Annotated in this window: 15 protein-coding genes; 5 read left to right on the top strand and 10 right to left on the bottom strand. The window is 55.1% G+C overall.

Going from position 1 to position 18702, the window contains the following annotated elements:
* Nucleotides 1-546: 546 nt before the first annotated feature.
* A complete protein-coding gene (locus LBW89_RS10150) occupies nt 547-756 on the top strand; it encodes a hypothetical protein (protein ID WP_225039097.1) in 210 nt (69 codons plus the stop codon).
* On the opposite strand, the gene alr is transcribed toward LBW89_RS10150, so the two are convergent.
* From alr to LBW89_RS10200, 10 genes are all read right to left on the bottom strand, one after another.
* Nucleotides 726-1967, bottom strand: a complete 1242-nt coding sequence (gene alr / locus LBW89_RS10155; RefSeq protein ID WP_225039098.1) for an alanine racemase — start codon at nt 1965-1967, stop codon at nt 726-728. The two genes, LBW89_RS10150 and alr, sit on opposite strands and share 31 nt — an antisense overlap.
* Nucleotides 1964-3154, bottom strand: a complete 1191-nt coding sequence (locus tag LBW89_RS10160) for a pyridoxal phosphate-dependent aminotransferase (protein WP_225039099.1) — start codon at nt 3152-3154, stop codon at nt 1964-1966. Before LBW89_RS10160 ends, alr begins: the two co-directional genes overlap by 4 nt.
* A complete protein-coding gene (locus LBW89_RS10165) occupies nt 3138-4067 on the bottom strand; it encodes a D-alanine--D-alanine ligase (RefSeq protein ID WP_225039100.1) in 930 nt (309 codons plus the stop codon). The genes LBW89_RS10160 and LBW89_RS10165 overlap by 17 nt, the downstream gene beginning before the upstream one ends.
* Before the next feature lie 49 nt (nt 4068-4116).
* A complete protein-coding gene (locus tag LBW89_RS10170) occupies nt 4117-5583 on the bottom strand; it encodes a PLP-dependent aminotransferase family protein (RefSeq protein ID WP_148453340.1) in 1467 nt (488 codons plus the stop codon).
* A 472-nt stretch (nt 5584-6055) separates the two neighbouring features.
* Nucleotides 6056-6490, bottom strand: coding sequence for an ArsR/SmtB family transcription factor (locus tag LBW89_RS10175; protein WP_148453343.1), 435 nt, complete (start codon nt 6488-6490; stop codon nt 6056-6058).
* A gap of 2 nt (nt 6491-6492) precedes the next feature.
* On the bottom strand, nt 6493-6918 hold the full coding sequence (locus LBW89_RS10180) for an SRPBCC family protein (protein WP_225039170.1): 426 nt from the start codon (nt 6916-6918) through the stop codon (nt 6493-6495).
* A gap of 184 nt (nt 6919-7102) precedes the next feature.
* Entirely contained in the window at nt 7103-9229 is a 2127-nt protein-coding gene (locus LBW89_RS10185) for an alpha-galactosidase (RefSeq protein WP_225039101.1), read from the bottom strand.
* 155 nt (nt 9230-9384) lie between these two features.
* On the bottom strand, nt 9385-10707 hold the full coding sequence (locus LBW89_RS10190; protein ID WP_225039102.1) for an extracellular solute-binding protein: 1323 nt from the start codon (nt 10705-10707) through the stop codon (nt 9385-9387).
* A 136-nt stretch (nt 10708-10843) separates the two neighbouring features.
* Complete coding sequence (locus LBW89_RS10195; protein WP_225039103.1) at nt 10844-12493, bottom strand: response regulator; 1650 nt, start codon at nt 12491-12493, stop codon at nt 10844-10846.
* Nucleotides 12486-14312, bottom strand: a complete 1827-nt coding sequence (locus LBW89_RS10200; protein WP_225039104.1) for a sensor histidine kinase — start codon at nt 14310-14312, stop codon at nt 12486-12488. Before LBW89_RS10200 ends, LBW89_RS10195 begins: the two co-directional genes overlap by 8 nt.
* A gap of 157 nt (nt 14313-14469) precedes the next feature.
* On the opposite strand from LBW89_RS10200, the gene LBW89_RS10205 reads away from it, so the two are divergent.
* From LBW89_RS10205 to LBW89_RS10220, 4 genes are all read left to right on the top strand, one after another.
* Nucleotides 14470-15357: a carbohydrate ABC transporter permease gene (locus tag LBW89_RS10205; protein ID WP_148453358.1), complete on the top strand. Its 888-nt coding sequence runs from the start codon at nt 14470-14472 to the stop codon at nt 15355-15357.
* On the top strand, nt 15357-16187 hold the full coding sequence (locus tag LBW89_RS10210; RefSeq protein ID WP_225039105.1) for a carbohydrate ABC transporter permease: 831 nt from the start codon (nt 15357-15359) through the stop codon (nt 16185-16187). The genes LBW89_RS10205 and LBW89_RS10210 overlap by 1 nt, the downstream gene beginning before the upstream one ends.
* Before the next feature lie 247 nt (nt 16188-16434).
* Nucleotides 16435-16602 (top strand): hypothetical protein, encoded by a 168-nt coding sequence (locus tag LBW89_RS10215; RefSeq protein ID WP_225039106.1) that lies wholly within the window; start codon nt 16435-16437, stop codon nt 16600-16602.
* Nucleotides 16603-17509: 907 nt separating this feature from the next.
* Entirely contained in the window at nt 17510-18559 is a 1050-nt protein-coding gene (locus tag LBW89_RS10220; RefSeq protein ID WP_225039107.1) for an LLM class flavin-dependent oxidoreductase, read from the top strand.
* Nucleotides 18560-18702 lie beyond the last annotated feature (143 nt).

The raw sequence follows: 18702 nt of genomic DNA on the forward strand, positions 1-18702 counted from the left end.
GGAAAATCTCCCTTTAATTTACCGCTCTTGGTCCTTTTATCGAATTTAGCTGGAAAAACTCCATCTATTTCGCGGCCCTATTGCCAATATGCACAATTTCAAGCGAATTAACGGGAGGTTCTCCAGCTAATTCGCCTCTCCAGCCGCATACGCACCAAATTAACGGGAACAATTCCTTTTATTTCAATGAGCTGCAGAAGAAGAACGTGAAAAGAACCTCTCCACCGCTCTTTAGCCCCATGAACATCCAAATCGTATTAAGCCCACTGTGACCGAGGTGCCTAGTGCACTTCCAACTCCAAAAGATGCAAATCTGCAGGTATTTCTTGCGGTTTTAGAGAAACGAGCCGGTTTCGACGAAAATCCCTGCAGATTATTTGCAGGAATTTTGTTAGTCAAGGTTATCTGACGGGGCACCTAGTATGCAAATCAATAGTTCAAACTATATAGTTCCTATTATAGACAAAATTCCTGACAGCGTACTGTCAGGAATCGGATATTCAACTTTAAAGTTTTTGTAGATTCTAGTGAAAAAGGAGAGTTTCTATGAAAAAGTTAAAAAAGTGGGTTATAAACATTCTGGTTTTTTATGCCGTGATCCAATTGCTCTTTCTGTTTTTGCGGCATGTCGTGTTTGGGTTGATCGATGTACCGGAACCGTATGAATTGATCGTTCAACTGGCCGCCTCCGGAATCACTGTTTTGCTGGCGCTGCTGATCACCGTCTATCTGACGAATGAAAATGGAGACGCTTGATCATTAGCCGACATCAAATCTTCCGAGACCGGAGTTGCGGCCGCCTCTCGGTAGACCCGCGGAACCCGCTGACCGATGAGGCAAACCGTCTCATAATTCACCGTGTTCATCAGGGCCGCCACTTCATCGACCGGAATGCTCTCTTTGCCTTGTTCCCCGCCAATCAAAATGACGGTATCGCCAACCGATACATCGGGCAGCGCCGTGACGTCGAGCATCGTCTGGTCCATGCACACCCGCCCGGCGATCGGTACCCGGCGGTTCCGCACGATCGCCGATCCCCGATTGGAAAGCGAACGCGATAACCCGTCCGCATAACCAATCGGAACGGTGGCGATGACCCGCTCCCCGTCCGCACGGAAGGTCCGGCCGTAGCTGACCGTGTCTCCCTCCCCGATTTGGCGGAGAGCCGCGATCTTCGTTTTCAGTTGCATCGCTTCCCGCAGCGGGTAGTTCGGAAGCCGGGTATGATCCGAGGGATAAAGGCCGTACATGGCGATTCCCACCCGGATCATATCCAGATGCATGTAGGGAAAGCGCATGGCGGCGGCACTGTTGCAGCAATGCTTCAAGGGAATGGACACTCCCCGGGACTCCAGAGCTTGGATACAGGAGATAAACTGTCTATATTGCCGCTCTGTGAATCCGGGGTCAGGCCCATCCGCATCCGCAAAATGCGTAAACAGCCCTTCCACAACAATATAAGGGGAATAGACGGCCGCTTGCCGCACGATCTTTATAACATCCTCGGTGGAGGTCAGGCCGATTCGGGACATTCCCGTATCCATTTTGAGGTGGATCCGGGCCGGCTTCCGCCGCAGCTCCGCCCGGGCGGCAAGTTCCCGCAGCACCTCTTCGGAAAAAACCGTGAGGGTGATGTCATGACGAACCGCCAAATCAACCGCGGAGGGCGGAGTATAGCCCAGCACGAGAATCGGCAGCTTGATTCCCGCTTCTCTGAGGCGAAGGGCTTCATCAAGCAAAGCCACGCCCAGATAATCCGCGCCGCCCGCTTTCGCCGCAATTGCCGCTTGCACGGCGCCGTGGCCGTATCCGTCGGCTTTGACCACCGCCATAATTCGACACGCCGCTGCCGCCTGACGCCGGAACAACGAAACATTATGAGTTATCGCATCGAGCGAGACTTCCGCCCAAGTGTCGCGGCAACTCATCTTGGTATGTGTAGAAATCATGATGTCCGCCACTTTCATATCGCCTCCACGCCGACGCGCATCCGTTCCAAAAACCGCCCGATTCGCTCCAGAGCCCGTTCCAGGTTTTCCGTGGACGCCGCATAGGAAAACCGGATATGCCCTTCACCGCCTTTTCCGAACACCCGGCCCGGTACGGCCGCCACCCCCGCTTCGCGAAGCAGTCTTTCGGCGAAGGCTTCACAATCCTGACCGGTAGAAGCAACGGAGGGAAAAGCGTAGAACGCCCCTTCCGGTTCATGACAGGAAAGCCCGACTTCCCGCAATCCGCTTACGAACATACGTCGTCTTTGGTCGAATATTTCCTTCATGGCCTCTTTGGCCTCCAAGCCATGTTGAAGGGAAGCCAGCGCGGCGATCTGCCCCGGGGTCGGAGCGCTCATCGCGGTGTACTGGTGAATTTTCAACATGGCCGACAGCAGGTCATGATTGCCGCAGGCGGCGTACCCGACCCGCCAACCCGTCATGGCAAACGCCTTGGAAAAACCGCCGATGACCAGCGTCCGCTCCCGCATTCCCGGCAGCGAGGCAATGCTGACGTGCCGCTTCCCGTATGTCAGCTCCGCATAGACCTCATCCGAAATAACGATCAAGTTATGCTTCACGGCAAGCGCGGCCACCGGAAGCCAATCCTCTTTCGTCATGACGGCTCCTGTCGGATTTCCCGGGTAATTGACGATCAGCACTTTGGAGCGGTCTGTGATCCGCCGGGCCAGCGCTTCCGCGGTAAGCTTAAATTTGTGCGCCGCGCTCGTCTCAACCTCCACGACTTTTCCGCCGCACAAATGGGCGATGGGCGCGTAAGCGACATAACCCGGTGCCGGTATCAGGACTTCGTCCCCCGGGACGATGCAGGTGCGAAGCGCCAAATCAACGGCCTCGCTGGTCCCGACAGTCACGAGGACTTCTCTGGCCGGATCGTACGTCAGCCGAAAGCTGCCCTGCATATATTCGGAAATGGCCTCCCTGAGCTCCGGCAATCCCGCATTAGGCGTATACCCCGTCAGCCCGTCTTGAAGAGCGCGGATACAAGCCGCCCGAACCGGTTCGGGTACGGAAAAGTCCGGTTCCCCCACCCCAAGTCGAATTACATCGGCGCACCCTTGGGTTTGGTCAAAAAACTTCCGGATTCCCGAAGGCTGAATTTCCCTTACTCTTGGAGCAATCCAATTACTCGTTGATGTCATCGCGTTTTCCTCCCTTTCCCCGCTCCCGCAAGGAGCCTTCGATAATCCGGTCCAGCAGCTCCGCATAAGTCCATCCCGCCGCCTCGGCGCTTCTGGGGAGCAAGCTGGTTTTCGTCATGCCGGGCAGCGTATTTACCTCCAGTACAAAAGGAGTATCGTTGTGCAAAATCATGTCGATTCTCGCATAAACGCCGCATTTGAAAAGCCGGCAGCAGGCTAACGCCGTCTCCCGGACCCGGGAATACACTTCATGCGGAAGCGAGATCGGAGCCTCCTCGGCTCCCCCGTCGGTATACTTGGCGTCGTAGTCAAACCAGTCCGCGCGGGCCGCGCGGATGCCCAGCACCGGAAGGAATTCCCCGTCAACGATGGAACAGGTGATTTCCTGCCCCTCGATCATCGATTCGACGATAACCGTCCGATCCCAGCGAAAAGCTTCCGTTACCGCCCCGTACAGGTCCTCTTCATGGTCCGCCCGCCGAACCCCGATGCTGGAGCCGCCGTTATTCGGCTTTACGAATACCGGAAATCCCGCTCCGGCCGCTTGTTCTTGCCAATTCTCCAGGCTAAGGCGACGCCAGTCCGGGGTCGGTATTCCTTCGGCGCGCATCAGCATTTTGGACAAGTCCTTATCCATGCACAGGCTACTGGATAGTACGCCGCTTCCCGAATAGGGGACGCCCAGCGTTTCGAGCGCGCCCTGAACCGTGCCATCCTCGCCAAACGCTCCGTGAAGCGCAAGCAGCGCGAAATCGATGTCCCTCACCCGGTCGATGAGCTCCTCCCGCTTCGTTACTATAATGGGCAGAACGTCATATTTTTTCCGGTCCAAATGCGCAACCATCTCCCGCCCCGTCATCAGCGAGACCTCATATTCGGAGGACACTCCGCCCATGATGATGCCGACTCTCATGCCTGATCGATCTCCCTTCCCCTTAAGTCCCCCGGTCCGTTGTTTCCCGTCAGTTCCCCATCATCTTTGCCGCCGTCTCGCCAATCAAGCGGATGCCGGTCCCGATATCCTCGTCGGACACTCTGGAGAAACCGATCCGCATCGTATTCCGCCCCCGGCCATCCGTATAAAACATATCTCCCGGCGTAAAGATCACCCCTTGTTCCGAGCAGGCCTCCAGCAGTTTCCAGGTGTCGAAATCTTCGGGGAATTCGATGAAAAGATGCAGCCCCCCGCTCCCCGATAGCCGGCTAAACGGGATATACCGCTCGCAGCAGGCCTTGGTCCATTCATATTTCCGTTTATATTCCATCCGGGCCTTCTTCAAATACTTCTCCAAATTCCCGTTCTGCAAATATTGAAAAAGCAGCGATTGATCCAGCGTCGAGGTGTGGATGCTGCGCGCCCGCTTTACGCTTTCCAGGCTGTCGATCAACGCGCGGTCCGCCAGCACCCAGCCGACGCGAATCCCCGGGAACAGCACCTTCGAGAAGCTTCCCAGGTAGACTACGCTGTTGCCCGTTCCCGCCATCGCGATCAGCGGAGCCACATGCGAACCCGAGTAGCGCAGTTCTTCATTGAATCCATCCTCGATGACCGGGATGCGGTAGCGGCTGAACAGCTGAAGCAGGGCCAGTCTTTTTTCCGCGGAAGTTACAATCCCTGTCGGATTGTGGTAGGAAGGGACCAGGTAGGCGCAATCGTAAGCGCGTTCCGCCAAAGCCTCCTCCAGCCTCTCCAAATCGATCCCGTCCGGGTCCATAGGGATGCCCGTGATCTCAAAACCGTGCAGTTTGAGATTTTTGATCGCTGTATAATGCGTCGGATTTTCGCAAATGACCGCACCTCCGGATTCGCGATGCAGGGCGGACAACACGATGTCGAGCCCTTCCGTGAACCCGTTGGTGATAAGGATGTCTTTCCCCTGCAAATCGACGCCCTTGCTCTCCATATAGTTCAGCAAATAGTCCATTAACGGCTTATAGCCTTTGGCATATCCGTAATTCAAAAGCACCCGGCCTTCCATGGCCATGCGGTCCAAAAAAGCCCGTTTGACGTTTTCGAGATCAAACAGCTGTTCATCGGGGGCGATGCTGGTGAATGAAATCGTCCCCTTCTCCGCACGGAGGCCGCGTTTCATATGATCCAGCTCTACCGCCTGCCGCGCCTGTCGGCTCATCCGTTCCTTCCAGTCCATACGCCATGGTTCGGCGTCCGCCGCCGGCCCGGGAAGGCTCGCATCCGAAGCGACATAGCTGCCCCGGCCCGCTTGGGCGTAGATGAATCCCTCTTCTTCCAGCAGGGTATAGGCGGAAATCACGCTGTTGCGGCTGACGCCCAGCAGCTCTCCCAATTCCCGCGTCGACGGCAGCTTTTGCTCACTCTGCAAAGCGCCTTTCAGGATCAGCCCTTTGAGGTAATCCCTCACCTGGATATAAACCGGACGGCCCGCGGCAAGCCGAAAATCATTGAACATGCGTCATCTCTCCTTATCCTCATGATGGCACAAACCGACACCGAAATAAAAGAACCGCCGATCCGGTTTTTTGACCCGGAGGCGGTTCTCATAAAACGGGAGGGGCTTACCGTTCGTTATGATAGCGGCATTTTGGGCCGCTATTTCGCCCAGATTTGCTTTTCGGGAAAAATAGCGGCTAAAAAGGGCCCTATTTCTCTGGTGCGAGCCCAAAAATCCGTTTTTGGCCCGACTTTCTCTAAAATAAGGCCCCAAATGACCGCTATTTCACAGCAAAGAGCCAAATTCGACAAAATCGCGCCGCAAAAGGCCGTTATCCACCCGCCCGGTTTCAAAGGGAGGCGATTACAGCCATTAGACCCCTCGAGTTAATGCAACGCTAGTGGTAAAATCGGTGGTTGGGCCGATTTGGCTTGAATGAACTGGAGTTTTTCCAGTTCATTCACTAAGAATGACCGCTCCAGTTTCACCGTCAATCCTCCGGGACCTGAACCGAGGATGCCTGGTGCGGCAAGGTCGGTTGCTGTGCCGGGCTTGCCAGCCGGAGGCGTTCTTCCGCAGCTGCGGGCGTACCGGTGTCCGGGCTGGATTCGACATAATGCTTCAGCAGGGAGAGCTTATTCTCCCAGAAGCGGTCGAAGTAAGCGAGCCAGCGCTTCAGCTCGAGCAGCGGATCGGCGTTAAGCCGGTAGCGCGTTTCCCGGCCTACCTTCCGTTCCCGGACCAGTCCCGCATCGGAGAGGACACGAAGATGCTTGGAAACGGCGGTCCGGCTCATCGGAAAATGGCCGGTCAGGTCTTTCAGCGGCAGCTCCCGGTCGCCGAGCAAACCCAGAAGCTCGCGCCGGGTCGGATCCGCGACCGCTTGAAAGACATCTTGTTTCGGCGCGGCGGCCGTGTTCGTCATCGTTAACCTCCGACGTAGGCGGACAGCTTGTTAACCAGTCCGGCCCAGCCTTGGTCCATCCGGTCGCGCACAATGTCATGGGGCTCGCCGAATTCCGTCACTTGAGCCGCGGTCCAGCCGCCGTGGATGAGCGTAAACTCGATCTGCCCCTCTTTTTCCACCAGCTCAAAGGTCAGCGTCCAATCTTTACCCCAATTAAAAGACAACTTGTTCGGCGGATCCACAAGCGTTACTTTGCACGGGGATTGCCCGAAGGGCCCCGCCTGCAAATGAAATTCATGTCCCACCACCGGCTTCAGATCATTCGGCATAAACCAGGCCGACAATCCCTCCGCCGTGGCGACGGCCTCCCAAACCTTTTCTGCCGTTGCATGCAATAAAATAGTATGCCGGATATCCGGCAGCGTTTCATTCAGCTTATCTTCCATCATCCATTCTCCCTCCATTAGGAAACCCTTTGGTTTTCATTTTAAGCATGGTGCCATTATATGAAACCAAACGGTTTCCTGTCAACTGAAATTAAGGACCGTACTCCACCATAGGTTGTGAATACGGCCCTTTCTTCATTCCATCGGATCCGGCTTTGCTAAACTGACATTTCTTACCGTTTCGCTACTCCCCCACGGTAATCTCGTACAATCTTGCGGTTTTCTCGGCCGGCAAGACGACCTTCAGCTCCCCGTCTTCGGCGCTCCAGACGCAATCGCCCGCAAAACCCTGCGGGTAAGCGAGACGCACTTGAAGCGGCTTGCCCTTTAACCAGTCCAGCGGGATGGTTGTCTCCGCCGGCTTGTGCGGATTGCCCGACTCCGCAGCCCGCACCCGCCACACCGCCAGGTACACCCGGTCCTCCCGCCGAAGTCCGAGACTCACCCATTCGTCCTGCTGGGTCGGCAAGCCGAGCGGCCAGAACGGCAGCGCTTCGGGGATATCCGCGCGGATCGTTTTGTAGTAATCCAAGGCCTCCTTCACCAGTTCCCGCCGGCGCGGGCTGAGTTCGGCCAGGTGGCCGCTTTGGTGCACGCGCAGCAAAAGCGCGTTGACCATGTTGAACACGACTTCCTCGTCGTCGCCTTCCCGCAGCGGGTATGACCAGATGGCCGACTGCTCCGGCGTCAGCGCGGACGGGGAAGCCGCCGCGATCGCCGCGTAATTGACGTAGTCCTCCTGATCGCTGGTGGACTGGATGCTGTGACGGCTGAGCATCGCATAGTCCATGCGCATGCCGCCGCTGGAGCAGTTCTCGATGACGAGGTCGGGATAACGGGCAAAAATGCCGTCCAGCCACTCCAGATAAGCGCGGTTATGCTGGAGCAGCCCGTCGCCTACGCTGTCCGCCCCGGCTTCGGTCCCGATCCCCGCATTGATGTTGTAGTCCATCTTGATGTATCCGACGCCGTAGTCCTCCACCAGCCGGCGGATCACCTCGGTCGCGTGCGCCCGGACCGCCGGATTCCGGTAGTCCAGCTGATACCGGCTCCGGTCTTTGACCCGTTTGCCGTGCCGCATAAAGAACCAGCTGTCATCCGTATCTTTCAGCTTGGGACTGTGGATGCCCATGACTTCCAACTCCAGCCACAGACCCGGAATCATGCCCTTGCCCCGAATATAGTCGAGGACATATTTGATGCCTTCCGGGAAACGTTCCTCCGAGGGCAGCCACTCGCCCACGCCGTCCCACCATTCCCCTGCGGCATACCAACCGGCATCGATGCAAAAGTATTCGCTTCCCGCCTCAGCGGCGGCATCGATCAGCGGCAGCAGCTTCGCCGTCGTCGGGCTGCCCCACAGACAGTTCATATAATCGTTAAAAATTACCCGCAGCAGCCGGTTATCCTCGTTCGGTCTGCGGATTTTGCGCCGGTATCGGGTCAGCGCCCCGATGGCCTCGTCGAATCCGCCGGACACCGAGCCGACGGCGACCGGGATGCTGACGAACCGCTCTCCCGGTGCCAGCTTGTCCCACCAATGGTTGTCGTGTTCGGTCGGTCCGCTGATCAACGCGGTCAAATAATCGTTCTGGTCGATGATTTCCCAGTGCCAGGAGCCGTTATGCTCGATCTGCCAGAAGAGGGTCGTACCCGCCTCCTCGTTCTCCAGCACCGCCATCGGAATATGTTCCGCGGCGGACCAAGACCCGGTATTGCTGCAAGAAATTCGTTTTGAGGACCGGTCGGTCAAATGGGACAGCCCGAGCTCGGGCAGCCGGTACGCTCTCCACTGCAATTCGCTCTGCCACCCCGTATGCGGAATGAACAGCTTCATTTTCTCGTCGCGGGACCGTACCCCCTCCTTGTCGATTCCGGTCAATGCGAAGGAAGAGACGTATTCCACGCCCAGTTCTTCCGTTCCTTCATTGCTTAAAACCACCCAGGCGCGGGCGGTGGGAACGCCATCGTAAAACTGAATGTGCTGCACGGCCGAAAGCGAGGTTACCGGGTCCTTGAGCGTGATTTCCAGCTTGCGCCCCGTCTCGTTCCGGACATCCGCATGACCGGCATAGCGCATTCGCAGTCCGGGGTAAGTGGCGCGGTGCGTCCGGCCGTGGTATTCCTCCCGGTCTTCGCCGGTAAGCTGCAATTCCATCAGGCGAAAGCCTTGTTTTTGATCTTCGCGAATTTCCCGCTCGTCGTACGGCACCGCCCCGAAATGCAGCAGCCGGACATCCTGTTCCTCCGTGATCTCCAAGACCAGGTGCAATCCGTTTTCTATCATCTCGATGTTCCGAGTCTTCGTCATCGTTCTCCTCCTCATATCTCTTTTATCATGGGTCTATGCAAGTTGAGACGCCATCGCCGTACTCTTTACTTCATCCTATACCTTCCAATTCCTGAAAAAAACTTAACGCAGCACCAGGCGGTGCTGCGTTAAGGGGAGTGACTCGCGGCCCGGTATTATTGAGCGGAACCGAGTTGTACCCAAGCTTGTTCGATTTCGGCTACTGCAGCGTCTTTATCTTTGCTGCCGCCAATGTAAGCCTGCATAATTTCACCGAATTTTTGGTGGAACGTATCCAGCGAGTAGTTGATGGAGAGGTCGCCGGAAGGCTCTTTTTTCAAAATTTCGTCCATTTGCTTCGGCATATCCAGATCAGGAAGCGGAGCGTCCTTGATTGGAGGGATTACTTTCGCAACGCTGGAGAACCAGTTCTTACCGTATTCCGAAGTATACAGCCAGTTGAAGAATTCAATCGTTTCCTTCGCTACAGCGGAATCTTTGTTGATCCGCAGCGCCTGGTCGGCCCCCGTAATGATTTGGGATTGCTCCGGCTTGTCGCTGACAGGGTATCCCGCGATACCGATTTGGATGTCCGGCGTAATTTTCTTGATCGCTTCTTCGTCCCATGCGCCCTTACCGTTCAGAATCGCGGCCTTGCCGGATGCGAAGTCGCTGACTTGAGCGTTGCTGTCGCGCTCCAAAGGCTTGTCCGTACCATGTTTTACCGTCGTGTCAACATAAGCGAAGAAGTTATTGTACAGCAAAGGATAATCCTTGATTTTGGCTTCCCCGGCGATAAATTTGTCGACGAGTTCTTTCGGAGTTACGCCGGCATCCTGTGCGGCGGCATCCACAAAGTGTTGGAAGAGGTGCTTCCATACCCACCATTCTTTGTAGGCATTGGCGAATGGCGTGATGCCTTTGGCTTCCAGCTTGGCGATGGCGTCTTCCATCTCGGCTGTCGTTCTAGGGAATGTCGTGATCCCGGCTTCCTCAAACAATTTCTTGTTATATACGATCGAGAAGAGGTTGCCTTTTACCGGCAGACCGAGCACTTTGCCGTCGCTGGAACTCATGTTGGCGCGAACGGCGTCCGTCATGGCTGCCGCCAACGGTTCGTTGGTCAAGTCGGCGCTGTATTCGGCGTAAGTATCGATGTCCCCGCCCGCGGTCGTTTGGAATACGTCCGGCGTGCTGCCTGCCGCGATTCTGGATTTCAATACGGTGTTGTAGTCGGATTGCATAATTTCCAGATTGATCGTTACGTTCGGCTTCACTTTTTTATATTCTTCGATGTAGGCATTAAACGCATCCGTGTATTCCGGCGAAGCCGTAAACATGTTGATGGTGACCTTCTTGTTGTCGTTCGCAGCACCGCCGTTTCCAGCGCCCGTACCTCCCGTCGCCCCGTTGTTGGCCGCGTTATTGCCGCCGCAAGCGGATAAAAGTCCCATGATCAGCGTCAGGCTAAAAAGACCCGCCCAAATCTTCTTTTTCATTTATACCCCCACTTTCTTGGTTGTGTTTATTCTAGAGGTTTGACCTTCTATGCTCCCTATTCTAATTAAAAGGGTGTCCAATAAAAATGTAGATATGTGGTGTCTTGAGGGTAAAAAAGTGGTGTCCTGGCGCAGTTCACTTTTTAGCCCCCTCCGCCCGCTGACTCCGGTATTCCGACGGGGAGATGGCGTAGTAGTTCCGAAAGGCTTTGCTGAAATAATTCTTGTCCTTGTAACCCAGCATTTCGGAAATTTCCTGAATTTTCAGGGTGGAGTCGTCGAGCAGTTCCTGCGCCTTGTCCATGCGCACCTTTTGAACATACTCGTGAATCCCGTAACCGTACTGCTGTTTAAACAGTTTCATTAAATATTCCCGGCTTAAAAAGTACTTCTCCGTAAACATGGATATTTTAATATCTTCATAGTAGTGGTTATCGATATACTCCTTGATGTCCTCCACATTGAACGGACGTCTCCCGGCCATGGCCTGGCGAATTTGCTCACTATAGTATTCCAGGACCCGCATCAGCAAGCCCTCGAATTCGTCAAAGGTCGCAAAATCGGTCATCACCCGAACCGAGCGCAGCCCGCGTTCTCCGCTGAAAGACGGCAGCCGGTCCGACGAAACGCCAAGCTCCAGAGCCATATCATTAAAAAGAACGACAATCTCGCGAACCATCCGATCCGCATCTCCCAGGCCGAAAAAGGCGGAAGCGCGAACTTTGCGGACAAATTCGCCGAGGACTGTTTTGGCATGGTTCAAGTTACCGGCTTCCAGGGCGCTGCGCAGAATCGGCATCCGGCCGGTCAGGGAATGCACGTCGCGGGCCTTCCGCTGGTCCCCGGAACCGATCACCGCCTTCCCCGTCAGCTTTAACAGGTCGATCGCCTTGAGCGAGGAGCTCGCCGCTTCATAAGAGTCGGCGAGCTCCAGCGGATCGCCGCAAGACTGGCCGACCCCGCCGGCCGCAATGATGCCGAACAAAGAACTCAGCGTGGAGACAACGCGCTTCAACAATTGTTCCGAGCGGAACAACAGCTCCTGCGGGTACCCCCCGTTAGCGGTATACACCGCGATGATTTCCCGTTCCTGCTTAGGATTCGCGAAGCTGAAGCATTGCAATCCGTCATCCGACATTTCATTGATTACATTCGCCACGGCAAAATAGAGCAGCTCCGTATCCGAATTGAACCGACTGTCCCGAATCGACTCCATATTCAAAATCCGCAGGACGAGCGTCCCATATCGCAGGTTCTCCTCTTCGGCGCCGATCAGCGCCAGAAAGGCCTTGTTGCTCTGCTTCTTGAAGCTTCGTTCGATAATGGAGAAGTAAATCTTCTCCTTCAGCTTCGGCAGCGACATATTAAAAGCGATATTCCGCCGGATCGATTCGCTGCGAATCTCGCGTTTCGCCTCCAACAGGCCGATCGCCTTGCCGAGCGCCTGGTTAAGGTCCTGGCGGTTAATCGGTTTGAGCAAGTAATCCAGCACTTTGGAATGGATCGCCTGCCGGGTAAATTCGAAATCGTTGTACCCGCTGATGACGATCGTCAACAGCTCGGGAAATTCCGCTTCCACCGCCCGCAGAAACTCCACCCCGTTCATTTCGGGCATCTTCATGTCGACCATAACGAGGTCGGGTTCGTGCTCGCGCAGCATGTCGAGACCGGACTTGCCGTCCGTCGCCTCCAGCACCGTGTCTACCTGGAGCCGCTCCCATTCGCCTAGGATGCGAATCGCTTCGCGCAGCGGTTCTTCGTCGTCAATGATCAGCACTTTATACATGACTTTGGCCTCCCCGCGGTATCAGCATGATCATTTTCGTGCCTTCTTCCCCGCTCTCAATCTTCAAACCGGCTTCCTCTCCGTAAAGTAGAACCAGCCGGGTGTTCAAGTTCTTCAAGCCGATGTTCTCCCCTTCCTGTTCCTCCCATTCCTTGCGGAATGACGCCAGCACTTCCTCCATCCGGGCCGGCGGAATTCCCGGCCCGTTGTCCTCCACCGTAATGACCGCATGGGTATCAGCAAGCTCCGCACGGATCGTGATCAGGACCGCCATGGAGACTTTCTCCACCGCATGCTTGATGGAATTTTCAACGAGCGTTTGAATGGACAGCTTGGGGATTTGCAGCTCCATCAGCGAATCGTCCCATTCGACGGATACGTCCAGCCGACTGCCGAATCTGGCTTTTTGCAGCGCCATGTACCGGTCGATATGTTTAAGCTCCTCTCTAGCGTAAACGATGTCTTTGCCGCTTATGCAGTATCTCAGCGTTAATGCCAGCGCATCCACCATGTCGGCGACGTCAAAATCGCCGCTCTTCAGCGCTTTGGTGGAGATCGCCTGCAGCGCGTTGTACAGGAAATGCGGATTGATTTCCGCCTCCAGCGCTTTTAAAATCGCATTTTTCTCCACCAGCTTCATCTTGTACCGCTCATTGATCAGATCGTTGGTCCGGGTAACCATCCGGTTAAAATGCCGCGTCAGGTAGGCAATTTCATCCCTGCCCCGCACAGGGGCCTCGGCATCGAAGGTTCCTTCGCTGAACCGCTTCATCTGATGGGACAGCTTTTTGAGCGGCTGCGTGATCGCATTGGAGATCAGCGTGACCAGCACGATCGAAATCGCCAGAAAAATAAACCCGATCAAATAGTTCAGATCCCGCGTTCTCCGGGCCGGCTCGTAGATGTTGCTGTAAGGGATCGGCTTGACCAGCTTCCAGCCGTCCTGCTCCCCGACATTGTACACGATCAGATATTTTTGGCCCTCCGCGGTCCAGGTCATCGGTCCGGCCGCCGCCTTTTCACCTGACGGAGGAAGTCCGCCCGCTTCTTTCATTTGTTTGTAAAACTCAAGATCGTCCGTATGAAACGGCACATTGTTAGGGTCCAGATAAAGCAGGTGCTCCCCGTCCTCAAACGGGATGTCCTGCATAATTCCATTCTTCATATCGGGCTTTAAATAAAAAGATATCACCGCCTGCGGCTCCCTCGAAGCGATCGACCGCAGTACCCGGTGATAGGCCATAAACCCCGGATCCACGTTCGCGGTATAGCCGGTCTTCGTCCCGGGATCCAAAAAAGACTGGTAAGACCGGTTATGCGGGCTTTCCATCGCCTCCTTGAACCAGGGCTGTTCCGGAATCCGCCCTTCGTAACTGATCCGCAGCTTGATATCGTAAGCTTCCTGGGTGATCGAATAATACTTGCCCTGCCCGACAAGGTACAAGTAAATGCTGCTCAAGTCGTCGCGCGAATAAAACAGACTGCGGAGATAGTCCTCCAGGTACATTTTGGCGGCGTAATCCTGATCTTCATGGATAATGGCGCGGATCAGATCATCGTATCGGATTTGCGGGAGGGACAACTGCTCGATCCCTGCCAGATAATCCTCCAGATTCTGATTGACCAGCTTCAGGTTGCTCGCCGTGCTCTCGATGCTGTGGTCCACGGACTCCCGCTGCAGCATGTTGTAGGAAATGATCGTTAACGAACCGACAACCAGGATAATAATCGTGGAAAAAAACAAAATAAGCTTATTGACCAGCCTGCGGGAAATCGGTTCGATCAGGCTTCGAAAGGCTTTATCTATGCGGTGTCTCATCTGCTCCATCCTATCTGCGCGCTTTTTCACAGTTCACCTTTTTACCCTTAACTGTTTATTTAAATCCATTTAGGCCGGATACCCCCTGTCCTATAATTGCATTATAACTGAAATACAACAGCGATTTTAAACCATCGCCACGAAAAAGAGGTGCATTATGTTGAAACTAGGGAGAAAACGTGCCGAAAAGCTCGAATTCGGAGCCTTTACGCTTCCCGTTCTAATTTGCGTCATCGCCGTGTTCTATTATCCGTTTATCATGACGATCCGCTATTCCCTGACGAAATGGAACGGGATCTCGAAGCATCCGAAATTTATCGGACTGGATAACTTCAAGCAAATCTTTATGGGGGACGCCAACTTTACAAACGCGGCCTTGTTCACCATTAAATATGCCATTTTATACATTATCCTGGTCAACGTACTGGCCATTCTGCTGGCGTTGGTCCTCGATATGAAGCTGAAAACGACCAACTGGCTGAGAGCCGCGTTCTTTATTCCTTATATCCTCAGCCTTGTTATCGTCGGTTTTATCTGGAAGTTTATCTTCATGCAAGGATTCGAGTCCTTGGGGGAGAGCACCGGATGGGGAATCTTCCAGCTCAGTTGGCTGGGTGAACCCGGGCTCGCCTTTATCTCGATTCTGCTCGTTTCGCTCTGGCAATCCATCGGCTTCTATCTCGTGATCTATATCGCCGGTCTTCAATCCGTGCCGGACGACCTGAAGGAAGCCGCTACCGTGGACGGCGCGGGTCCGATCCGCCGCTTCTTCAACATCACGCTGCCGCTGCTCGCTCCGTCGATCACGATCTCCGTGTTCATGGCTCTGACCAACTCGATCAAAGTGTTCGACGTCATCCTGTCCCTTACGGGCGGCGGTCCGGGCGGAACGACCTACTCGGTCGCTTACGATATTTACCGCGACACGTTCCAAAACAACTTGTACGGTTACGGTACGGCGAAAGCGCTCATTCTGTTCGTTGCGGTACTCGTCATCACCGTAATCCAGTTAACGATCTTTAAACGCAGGGAGGTTGAGGCTTAATGAAATCCAGCAAAACAGGACGTATTCTGCTTGAAGTCGTGATGGTCATTCTGTCCTTGATATTCCTGTATCCACTGTTTCTGACCATCATCAACTCGCTTAAGAACTTTTCCGAGGTCATGACCGACGTCATCGCGCTTCCGAAGGTGCTGGCGTTCGAAAACTATACGTACGTTTGGAAATTCATTAATTATCCGCGGCTGTTCCTGAACAATGCCGTAATAACCATTCTCGGCCTGGCCGGTATCGTCCTGATATCCTCCATCGCCGCTTACAAACTGGCGCGCACGAAATCCAAGGCCAGCGGGATCATCTACTTCCTTTGCATCATGCCGATGCTGATCCCGTTCCAGTCGATCATGCTGACCGTGCTGCAAATGGCCAAAAACCTGCATCTTGCCGAAAGCACCTGGGGACTCGGCATTATGTACTGGGGTTTCGGCGCCCCGCTCGCCCTGTTCATCTATCACGGCTTCGTCAAAGGCATTCCGAAGGAGATCGACGAAAGCGCCACGATCGATGGCGCCTCCGGGTTCCGGCTTTTCTTCAGCGTGATCTTCCCGCTGCTGAAATCCGTCACGACGACCATCATCATCATCGACGTGATGTGGATCTGGAACGACTTCCTGCTCCCGCTCCTGATGGTCAACGGCTCGCCGGACACCAAGACGCTCACCCTGGCCGCCTACACCTTCGTCGGACAATACACCTCCGACTGGCAGTACGCGATGACCGCCATGGTAATGGCCGTGCTCCCTTCGATCATCGTATTTATCTTCCTGCAAAAATACATCGTCAAAGGCGTTGTCGCCGGCGCGGTGAAAGGCTAAGCTTCAACAGCCCGTCCAGCATATTGTGCTGGACGGGCTGTTTTGGCGTTGGGGCGTTGGGGCGTTGGAGCAACGAGACGTTGGAGCAACGGGGCGTTGGAGCAATGCGGCGTTTAGAGCTAAAGCAGGGGCTGATGCAGGGGAGCGGATGAGTGGATGCACGAGCGGATACACGATAAACGGATGACAACGGGTCAGATGCGGGAGGGAGATGATCCGTGGGAGATGATGCGGGCCGGAGGGGCTGATGCACGGTGGGCTGAGGCGGGAAGCTGATGCGCTGGTGCCGATGTGGAGGGCCAGATACATTTGGGAAAACACGGTGCGAGAGGCCGGACGCCAGAGACGGCGCTTGAGACTGCAATGGGAGTACGGGCAAATTGGCGTGGAGCCGGAGTGCTCGGGGCGGATCTAGCCAAGGGATAACCCAGGCTGGGCACACGCAATGCTCACATATTGCCGGCGGTAAGCTCAGGCGAGGCCAGGCACGCGCATCTTTCGCGTCGTGCCGAATCCTCGGGGCCGGCACCCTCGGGACCGAGGCTAGACAGGGTCTTCCGTTCGATCGACAGGGCGTCATTTCGATAAAAGCCAGCTTCAAAATTACTCTAACGGACATAATAGCCGCTATTTCGCTTAAATGGGCTCTTCAGGAATTCTAACGGAAATAATAGCGCCTATTTGGGCCAAACACCGCTTAAATGACCCCGTTTTGCCGAAATAGCCGCTACTACGTCCGTTAGAATTCCATTTTCCCCTGAAAGTTCGAAATAGCAGCTATGGCTTCCGTTAGAAGCTTGGCCTCGGTTGGCTACTCGGGGGGACAACTCCCCATTGTTACTCTAAGTTACGCTAACGGACATAATAGACGCTATTTCGCTTAAATGGGCTCTTCAGGAATTCTAACGGAAATAATAGCGCCTATTTGGGCCAAACACCGCTTAAATGACCCTGTTTTGCCGAAATAGCCGCTACTACGTCCGTTAGAATTCCATTTTCCCCTTAAAGCACGAAATAGCGGCTATGGCTTCCGTTAGAAGTTTGGCCTCGGTTGGCTGCCTCGGGCGCGCGCTATAATGCCTACTTGCAAATAGCGTCCCAAACGGCCTTATTTGAGACTTTTCCCAATCCCATCAACAATTTGCCGCCCCCGCGATCCAAAGATGTTGCATGATGCCGGCAAAATTTCGGTCAGATCAAGAGAAGTCGGGCATATTAAATGAAAAGATGCATCATATCCCGCCCCTACTTTCATCTTTGTAGTTACTTTTGGTATGATAGTGATCTAAAGTATGTATAAAAAATTGGGAGGTATCGATTTCATGTCTGAACTTAGTTACGGTCTTCATTTCCCTAACGTTTCCGATAACAGACCGTTGTCCGCGATTCCTCTGTCCATATTGGATCTCGCCCCGATCACCGCTGGCGGCACGGCCGCCCAGTCGCTAAACAACTCGCTGGATCTGGCCCGGCATGCCGAAGCATGGGGCTATAAGCGCTTCTGGCTCGCCGAGCATCACAGCATGCCGGGAATCGCCAGCTCGGCCACCTCGGTAGCCATCGGCTACGTGGCCGGCGGAACGAGCACGATCCGCGTCGGTTCGGGCGGCATCATGCTGCCGAACCATTCGCCGCTCGTGATCGCCGAGCAGTTTGGGACGCTCGAGACGCTGTATCCCGGGCGGATCGATCTGGGCCTCGGTCGGGCGCCCGGCTCCGACCAGCTTACGGCGCAGGCGCTGCGCCGCGGCCCGGGCAGCGACGGCCAGGACTTCCCGGAGCGGCTGCGCGAGCTCCGGGAGTACTTCCACCCCGTATCGAGTTCCTCGATGCGGGTAAGGGCTATACCCGGCGAAGGGCTGAACATCCCGATCTGGCTGCTGGGCTCGAGCGGTTTCAGCGCTCAACTCTCCGCCGCTCTGGGCCTGCCGTTCTCCTTCGCCAGCCATTTCGCGCCGGATTACCTGTTGCCGGCGCTGGATTTGTACCGCGGCCATTTTCAGCCGTCGGTTCACCTGGAGAAGCCGTACGCCATGGTCGGCGTGAACGTGATCGTCGCCGACACGGATGCCGAGGCCCGCAGGCTGGCGACTTCGCAGGAGATGCAATTCCTGAACCTGATCCGCCGCCGCCCCGGCCAGTTGAGCGCACCGGTCGACAGCCTGGAGGAGATCTGGACGCCGCAGGAAAAAGCGCTCGTTCAGCGCCAACTCGGCTTTTCGGCCATCGGTTCCCCGGACACGGTCCGGACCCGGTTGGAGGAAATCCTGCAGGAGACCGGCGCGGACGAACTGATCGTCGCCGGACAAATCTATGACCATAAGGCCCGTTTGCATTCTTACGAGCTGCTGGCCGAGCTCAAAAACAATTAACTAAAGCTCGATTATAGGAACGGGGAGAACAACTACCGCTCAGCCATTCAGTTCGATCCTTGCGCCTTCCGGGTGAATGAGGCCGAGACGCACACTGCCAATCGTATTGAGGCTATTAGCGGGAGTTTTTCCCGATAATTACT

This window comes from Paenibacillus sp. alder61 (assembly GCF_020179875.1).
GTDB lineage: Bacteria > Bacillota > Bacilli > Paenibacillales > Paenibacillaceae > Fontibacillus > Fontibacillus faecis.

Excerpts from the sequence above, each read along its gene's own strand:
- LBW89_RS10150 (WP_225039097.1), top strand. The coding sequence starts at position 547 with ATGAAAAAGTTAAAAAAGTGGGTTATAAACATTCTGGTTTTTTATGCC.
- alr (WP_225039098.1), bottom strand. The coding sequence starts at position 1,967 with ATGAAAGTGGCGGACATCATGATTTCTACACATACCAAGATGAGTTGC.
- LBW89_RS10160 (WP_225039099.1), bottom strand. The coding sequence starts at position 3,154 with ATGACATCAACGAGTAATTGGATTGCTCCAAGAGTAAGGGAAATTCAG.
- LBW89_RS10165 (WP_225039100.1), bottom strand. The coding sequence starts at position 4,067 with ATGAGAGTCGGCATCATCATGGGCGGAGTGTCCTCCGAATATGAGGTC.
- LBW89_RS10170 (WP_148453340.1), bottom strand. The coding sequence starts at position 5,583 with ATGTTCAATGATTTTCGGCTTGCCGCGGGCCGTCCGGTTTATATCCAG.
- LBW89_RS10175 (WP_148453343.1), bottom strand. The coding sequence starts at position 6,490 with ATGACGAACACGGCCGCCGCGCCGAAACAAGATGTCTTTCAAGCGGTC.
- LBW89_RS10180 (WP_225039170.1), bottom strand. The coding sequence starts at position 6,918 with ATGGAAGATAAGCTGAATGAAACGCTGCCGGATATCCGGCATACTATT.
- LBW89_RS10185 (WP_225039101.1), bottom strand. The coding sequence starts at position 9,229 with ATGACGAAGACTCGGAACATCGAGATGATAGAAAACGGATTGCACCTG.
- LBW89_RS10190 (WP_225039102.1), bottom strand. The coding sequence starts at position 10,707 with ATGAAAAAGAAGATTTGGGCGGGTCTTTTTAGCCTGACGCTGATCATG.
- LBW89_RS10195 (WP_225039103.1), bottom strand. The coding sequence starts at position 12,493 with ATGTATAAAGTGCTGATCATTGACGACGAAGAACCGCTGCGCGAAGCG.
- LBW89_RS10200 (WP_225039104.1), bottom strand. The coding sequence starts at position 14,312 with ATGAGACACCGCATAGATAAAGCCTTTCGAAGCCTGATCGAACCGATT.
- LBW89_RS10205 (WP_148453358.1), top strand. The coding sequence starts at position 14,470 with ATGTTGAAACTAGGGAGAAAACGTGCCGAAAAGCTCGAATTCGGAGCC.
- LBW89_RS10210 (WP_225039105.1), top strand. The coding sequence starts at position 15,357 with ATGAAATCCAGCAAAACAGGACGTATTCTGCTTGAAGTCGTGATGGTC.
- LBW89_RS10215 (WP_225039106.1), top strand. The coding sequence starts at position 16,435 with ATGCACGGTGGGCTGAGGCGGGAAGCTGATGCGCTGGTGCCGATGTGG.
- LBW89_RS10220 (WP_225039107.1), top strand. The coding sequence starts at position 17,510 with ATGTCTGAACTTAGTTACGGTCTTCATTTCCCTAACGTTTCCGATAAC.